Genomic DNA, 5,126 nt, shown 5'->3' on the forward strand with positions numbered 1-5,126 from the left:
GTACCAGCGTACGGCCCACAGAATGATGTCACGCTGAAAATGCCGGCCTTTGAATGGGTTCATGTGCAGCTCCATCAGCAAAAGGGGATGATAAGTTTATCACCACCGACTATTTGCAACAGTGCCGTTGATCGTGCTATGATCGACTGATGTCATCAGCGGTGGAGTGCAATGTCGTGCAATACGAATGGCGAAAAGCCGAGCTCATCGGTCAGCTTCTCAACCTTGGGGTTACCCCCGGCGGTGTGCTGCTGGTCCACAGCTCCTTCCGTAGCGTCCGGCCCCTCGAAGATGGGCCACTTGGACTGATCGAGGCCCTGCGTGCTGCGCTGGGTCCGGGAGGGACGCTCGTCATGCCCTCGTGGTCAGGTCTGGACGACGAGCCGTTCGATCCTGCCACGTCGCCCGTTACACCGGACCTTGGAGTTGTCTCTGACACATTCTGGCGCCTGCCAAATGTAAAGCGCAGCGCCCATCCATTTGCCTTTGCGGCAGCGGGGCCACAGGCAGAGCAGATCATCTCTGATCCATTGCCCCTGCCACCTCACTCGCCTGCAAGCCCGGTCGCCCGTGTCCATGAACTCGATGGGCAGGTACTTCTCCTCGGCGTGGGACACGATGCCAACACGACGCTGCATCTTGCCGAGTTGATGGCAAAGGTTCCCTATGGGGTGCCGAGACACTGCACCATTCTTCAGGATGGCAAGTTGGTACGCGTCGATTATCTCGAGAATGACCACTGCTGTGAGCGCTTTGCCTTGGCGGACAGGTGGCTCAAGGAGAAGAGCCTTCAGAAGGAAGGTCCAGTCGGTCATGCCTTTGCTCGGTTGATCCGCTCCCGCGACATTGTGGCGACAGCCCTGGGTCAACTGGGCCGAGATCCGTTGATCTTCCTGCATCCGCCAGAGGCGGGATGCGAAGAATGCGATGCCGCTCGCCAGTCGATTGGCTGAGCTCATGAGCGGAGAACGAGATGACGTTGGAGGGGCAAGGTCGCGCTGATTGCTGGGGCAACACGTGGAGCGGATCGGGGATTGTCTTTCTTCAGCTCGCTGATGATATGCTGACGCTCAATGCCGTTTGGCCTCCGACTAACGAAAATCCCGCATTTGGACGGCTGATCCGATTGGCACGGCGGACGGCGAATGGCGGAGCAGACGCTCGTCCGGGGGCAATGAGATATGAAAAAGCCTGAACTCACCGCGACGTCTGTCGAGAAGTTTCTGATCGAAAAGTTCGACAGCGTCTCCGACCTGATGCAGCTCTCGGAGGGCGAAGAATCTCGTGCTTTCAGCTTCGATGTAGGAGGGCGTGGATATGTCCTGCGGGTAAATAGCTGCGCCGATGGTTTCTACAAAGATCGTTATGTTTATCGGCACTTTGCATCGGCCGCGCTCCCGATTCCGGAAGTGCTTGACATTGGGGAATTCAGCGAGAGCCTGACCTATTGCATCTCCCGCCGTGCACAGGGTGTCACGTTGCAAGACCTGCCTGAAACCGAACTGCCCGCTGTTCTGCAGCCGGTCGCGGAGGCCATGGATGCGATCGCTGCGGCCGATCTTAGCCAGACGAGCGGGTTCGGCCCATTCGGACCGCAAGGAATCGGTCAATACACTACATGGCGTGATTTCATATGCGCGATTGCTGATCCCCATGTGTATCACTGGCAAACTGTGATGGACGACACCGTCAGTGCGTCCGTCGCGCAGGCTCTCGATGAGCTGATGCTTTGGGCCGAGGACTGCCCCGAAGTCCGGCACCTCGTGCACGCGGATTTCGGCTCCAACAATGTCCTGACGGACAATGGCCGCATAACAGCGGTCATTGACTGGAGCGAGGCGATGTTCGGGGATTCCCAATACGAGGTCGCCAACATCTTCTTCTGGAGGCCGTGGTTGGCTTGTATGGAGCAGCAGACGCGCTACTTCGAGCGGAGGCATCCGGAGCTTGCAGGATCGCCGCGGCTCCGGGCGTATATGCTCCGCATTGGTCTTGACCAACTCTATCAGAGCTTGGTTGACGGCAATTTCGATGATGCAGCTTGGGCGCAGGGTCGATGCGACGCAATCGTCCGATCCGGAGCCGGGACTGTCGGGCGTACACAAATCGCCCGCAGAAGCGCGGCCGTCTGGACCGATGGCTGTGTAGAAGTACTCGCCGATAGTGGAAACCGACGCCCCAGCACTCGTCCGAGGGCAAAGGAATAGAGTAGATGCCGACCGAACAAGAGCTGATTTCGAGAACGCCTCAGCCAGCAACTCGCGCGAGCCTAGCAAGGCAAATGCGAGAGAACGGCCTTACGCTTGGTGGCACAGTTCTCGTCCACAGTTCGCTAAGCTCGCTCGGCTGGGTCGCGGGAGGGCCGGTCGCAGTGATTCAGGCCCTTCTGGATTGTGTTGGTCCCCAGGGCACGATTGTCATGCCCACGCACTCGGGTGATCTGACTGATCCCGCAGATTGGAGATCGCCGCCCGTGCCTGCCGATTGGGTGCAGATCTTGCGCAACGAGATGCCGGCATACGATCCGCAAACCACACCAACTCGGAACATGGGTGCAGTGGCTGAATTGTTCCGGGCGTGTCGCAAACACTTTTGGAGGCAGCTATCACCCAGCCAAGGCCGGTATTTTCATGCTTTGTTAACCTTTTGCAGTCCGAAGAGGCGCGCAAGCAAATCATTCTGGTCATTGACGGTCCAGCCGCCTGAAAAGCCAAAGCCCTTCCGCAGCCACAGCATCGCCTCGAAACCCGCGATGGTTCGCCGCGCCGTGTTAAAGGATTGGAAACCGCCGATCTTCGGCATGTTCTTCTTCACCCGGAAATGGTCGCTCTCAATCCCCTGCTGGAGATGTTTGGTCACATAATGCACGGGATCGGGATGGAGAAGCCCATCATCAACCGACGTTTTGATCGTTGACGGGAAGGTGTTGGCCCCGTCCGTCCCAATCCTGTTCGGCGACAACAAGGGTTCATCTTTAAGCATCTTTCGGAAGAACCGCTTGGCAGCGTCGAGATCGCGCTTAGCGGTCAGCAGGAAATCCACCGGATTGCCATGCTTATCGATGGCTCGGTACAGATAGCGCCATTTGCCGCGGATCTTGACATAGGTCTCATCAATCCGGACCGAGCCGCAATGGGGTCGACGAAACTGCCGCAGCCGTTTCTCGATGACAGGTGCATAAGCCAATACCCAGCGGTTGATCGTGCTATGATCGACCTCGAAGCCCCGCTCGCGAAACATCTCTTCCAAGTCACGATAGCTGAGCGGGTAGCGCAAGTACCAGGCAACCGCCTGTACAATCAGCCAGGCCTCGAAATGCCTGCCCTTGAAATCATCCTTCGACTGGCGCTTCAGCTTTTCGGCAATGGTATTCAAAATCATCGGCTCGCTCCGCAATATCAGGAGCGGCAACTTCTCTCCCCATGGTCAACATCGAGTTAACCTGAAGAATTTGCGACAAGGCCATGCGTTCCGCTCCGGAGATGTCTGGCTTACTAGGTCCCGGCGCTATGGCGATCTGAAACACGCACTCGTTCCGGCACAATCCATCGCGGAAGGCGGTCGTCTCGCTGTGCCATTGCGGCCGGAGGAATGGCTGGCAGACCGGCAAGCTCGCCTCGACATGCGGTTGCGCGAGCTTGGCCGTGCCGCTCGCGCAGGCACGATCCCGGGCGGGTCGATTGAAAACGGCGTTCTGCATATCGAGAAACTCGAAGCCGCCGCGCCGACAGGCGCCGAAGATCTGGTGCTCGATCTCTACAAGCAGATCCCGCCCACGCGCATCACCGATCTCCTGCTGGAGGTGGATGCGGCGACCGGCTTCACCGAAGCGTTCACCCATCTGCGCACAGGAGCACCCTGCGCTGACCGGATCGGGCTAATGAACGTTATCTTGGCGGAAGGGATCAACCTCGGCTTGCGCAAAATGGCGGATGCGACAAACACCCACACCTTCTGGGAATTGATCCGCATTGGACGGTGGCATGTCGAGGGCGAAGCCTATGACCGGGCGCTGGCCATGGTGGTCGAGGCACAGGCAGCGTTACCCATGGCCCGGTTCTGGGGCATGGGCACGTCGGCTTCGAGCGACGGACAGTTCTTCGTCGCTACAGAGCAAGGTGAGGCCATGAACCTGGTCAACGCGAAATATGGCAATACCCCGGGCCTGAAAGCCTATAGCCACGTCTCCGACCAATATGCGCCGTTCGCAACCCAGGTGATTCCTGCAACGGCAAGCGAAGCGCCTTACATCCTCGATGGCCTGCTGATGAACGATGCTGGACGCCATATCCGCGAGCAGTTCACCGACACGGGCGGCTTCACCGATCACGTCTTTGCCGCATGTGCCATTCTCGGCTACCGGTTCGCTCCGCGCATCCGCGACCTGCCATCCAAACGGCTCTACGCGTTCAATCCGTCGGCCGCCCCGGCGCACCTGCGAGCGTTGATCGGCGGAAAGGTCAACCAAGCCATGATCGAGCGCAATTGGCCCGACATCCTGCGCATCGCCGCCACCATTGCTGCCGGGACCGTCGCGCCAAGCCAGATTCTGCGGAAACTCGCCTCCTATCCGCGGCAGAACGAGCTCGCGACAGCCCTGCGGGAAGTCGGTCGCGTCGAGCGCACCCTGTTCATGATCGACTGGATTCTGGATGCCGAACTCCAACGGCGTGCCCAGATCGGGCTCAACAAAGGCGAAGCTCATCATGCGCTGAAGCGGGCAATCAGCTTCCACCGCCGCGGTGAAATCCGCGACCGTTCCGCCGAAGGCCAGCATTACCGCATCGCCGGCATGAATCTGCTCGCCGCCATCATCATCTTCTGGAACACCATGAAGCTCGGCGAGGTCGTTGCAAACCAGAAACGCGATGGAAAGCTGCTATCGCCCGATCTCTTGGCCCATGTTTCGCCGCTCGGATGGGAACACATCAATCTCACCGGAGAATATCGCTGGCCAAAGCCTTAGCGTAGGATTCCGCCCCCTCCCGCAAACGACCCCAGGATCTGCTTGATCACTATAGGGTCTTCAATGCAGGCGATGACTTTCATGGCGCCGCCGCAGCCGCTGCAGGTCTCGATGTCGATATTGAAAACACGCTTGAGCCGTTGCGCCCATGTCATCGACG

Annotated in this window: 3 protein-coding genes and 2 pseudogenes; 4 read left to right on the forward strand and 1 reads right to left on the reverse strand. The window is 58.8% G+C overall.

The features are described 5' to 3' along the window. Positions 1-176: 176 nt before the first annotated feature. The 3 genes and pseudogenes from aac(3)-IVa to FTV13_RS15905 form a co-directional block, all read left to right on the forward strand. Positions 177-953 (forward strand): aminoglycoside N-acetyltransferase AAC(3)-IVa, encoded by a 777-nt coding sequence (gene aac(3)-IVa, locus FTV13_RS15320; RefSeq protein ID WP_001199192.1) that lies wholly within the window; start codon positions 177-179, stop codon positions 951-953. Positions 954-1,181: 228 nt separating this feature from the next. Next, positions 1,182-2,207: an aminoglycoside O-phosphotransferase APH(4)-Ia gene (gene aph(4)-Ia / locus FTV13_RS15325; RefSeq protein ID WP_000742814.1), complete on the forward strand. Its 1,026-nt coding sequence runs from the start codon at positions 1,182-1,184 to the stop codon at positions 2,205-2,207. Positions 2,208-2,281: 74 nt separating this feature from the next. Continuing rightward, positions 2,282-2,566 (forward strand): annotated as a pseudogene (locus FTV13_RS15905) (AAC(3) family N-acetyltransferase); the annotation flags it as partial. Between the two features lie 62 nt (positions 2,567-2,628). Here the strand turns inward: FTV13_RS15905 and FTV13_RS15335 are convergent. Continuing rightward, entirely contained in the window at positions 2,629-3,381 is a 753-nt protein-coding gene (locus tag FTV13_RS15335; protein WP_000602738.1) for an IS6 family transposase, read from the reverse strand. 85 nt (positions 3,382-3,466) lie between these two features. On the opposite strand from FTV13_RS15335, the pseudogene FTV13_RS15340 reads away from it, so the two are divergent. Next, positions 3,467-4,966: pseudogene (locus FTV13_RS15340) on the forward strand (Tn3 family transposase); the annotation flags it as partial. Positions 4,967-5,126 lie beyond the last annotated feature (160 nt).

Origin of the sequence: Acinetobacter sp. YH12235 (assembly GCF_013417705.1) — a bacterium.
In the GTDB taxonomy this organism is placed as follows: Bacteria; Pseudomonadota; Gammaproteobacteria; order Pseudomonadales; family Moraxellaceae; genus Acinetobacter.